Below are 1,291 nucleotides of genomic sequence, written 5' to 3'. Positions count from 1 at the left end.
GTAAGCGTCCATTTCTCGCACCCTTGTTCGATCGTTAGCGACCCCGATCTGTTCCTGTCTTCAATTTGAAGATGGAGAGAACAGCATGACGAGCGAACATCGAGGGTGGAGGCGTCAAGGCGAGGATTTTTGGCGGGCACATCACGAGGCATGGACGCGTAGCGACTTGAATCAACGTCAGTATTGTGAAGCGCACGGCATTCCGCTCAAGGCGTTTGGCAACTGGCGATCGTTGTTTAAAGTGGAGCCACAGCCGCCCAAGCGGAAGCTGTTGTATCGACGACGCCCCTTAAGTCCTCCCCTTAGTCCGCCGTTAAGTCCCCTCGTAAGTCCGGGGTCTTATCCCTCCTCGACGGCAGCGGAGCCCATTGTTCCAAGACCACGTGAAGGGCATCGGCGACGGTTCAGCGAAGCCGACAAGCGTTGGATTCTTGAAGAGATGATACGGTCCGGCGCGAGCGGCAGCGAGATCTCGCGCCGCTACGGCATCGCTCCGCGCGTTCTGCGCCGATGGAAGCAGGACGTTGCCGCAGCGAAAGAGCTGGGCTTCGTCACTGTGCAGATCGCCGACGGAGCGACACCTGCGGCCGAGAGGGCCATGCCATGACGGCCTTGCTTCCTCCAAACGTAAAGGTGCACCTGGCTCTGGGCTACATCGATATGCGCAAAGGCATCGACGGTCTCGCGATGCTGGCGCAAGGCGTCCTGCACCAGGATCCATTTACCGGACATCTGTTTGTCTTCCGAGGTCGCACCAGGGCCAACCTTATCAAGATCATCTACTGGGATGGCACCGGCTTCTGCCTGTTCACAAAACGGCTCGAGCACGGCGTCTTTCTGTGGCCGCCGAGCATTGCGCCTGGCGAAACGCTGTCGTTGACCTCAGCACAGCTGTCGCTGCTGATCGAAGGTGTCGATTGGCGCGCGCCTGAGCAACGCTGGCGTCCGGCAATTGCCGGATGATCTGCGACCGATTGACTCGATGATGCAAGAAATGCGGCGAGAACGGTGCGAGTCAGTTAGATTCTTCTCGTATGAACGTCGATCTCGCCGCACTGCCCGACGACGTGGAGACGCTGCAAAAGCTGGTGCGTTCGCTTGTAGCCGAGCGCATCAGCCTCAGCAAGGCGAAGGCCGAGATCGAACGGCTCAATCTCATCATCAAGAGGCTGCAGCGCAACCAGTACGGCCGCCGGGCTGAGCGGCTCGATGACGAGCAGTTGCAACTCGGCTTCGAAGACCTCAACGCCGATCTTGCGCGCGTCGAAACTAGCCTTCCGCCTCCGCCAGC

General features: G+C 59.4%; 3 protein-coding genes. All 3 read left to right on the top strand.

All coding sequences use genetic code 11. The features are described 5' to 3' along the window. Window positions 1-85 precede the first annotated feature (85 nt). A complete protein-coding gene (gene tnpA / locus B2M20_RS20625) occupies window positions 86-607 on the top strand; it encodes an IS66 family insertion sequence element accessory protein TnpA (protein ID WP_079448504.1) in 522 nt (173 codons plus the stop codon). After that, the gene (gene tnpB / locus B2M20_RS18655; RefSeq protein ID WP_009800277.1) at window positions 604-963 is read left to right on the top strand and encodes an IS66 family insertion sequence element accessory protein TnpB; all 360 of its coding nucleotides are present in this window, start codon (window positions 604-606) and stop codon (window positions 961-963) included. Before tnpA ends, tnpB begins: the two co-directional genes overlap by 4 nt. A gap of 71 nt (window positions 964-1,034) precedes the next feature. After that, on the top strand, window positions 1,035-1,291 hold a 257-nt coding region (locus B2M20_RS18650; protein ID WP_201789048.1), incomplete at its 3' end, for a transposase.

Source organism: Nitrobacter vulgaris, from assembly GCF_002028545.1.
Taxonomy (GTDB): Bacteria; Pseudomonadota; Alphaproteobacteria; order Rhizobiales; family Xanthobacteraceae; genus Nitrobacter; species Nitrobacter vulgaris.
The sequence above is the reverse complement of the archived record's forward strand: the minus strand, read 5'-3'. Positions and strand labels throughout refer to the sequence as shown.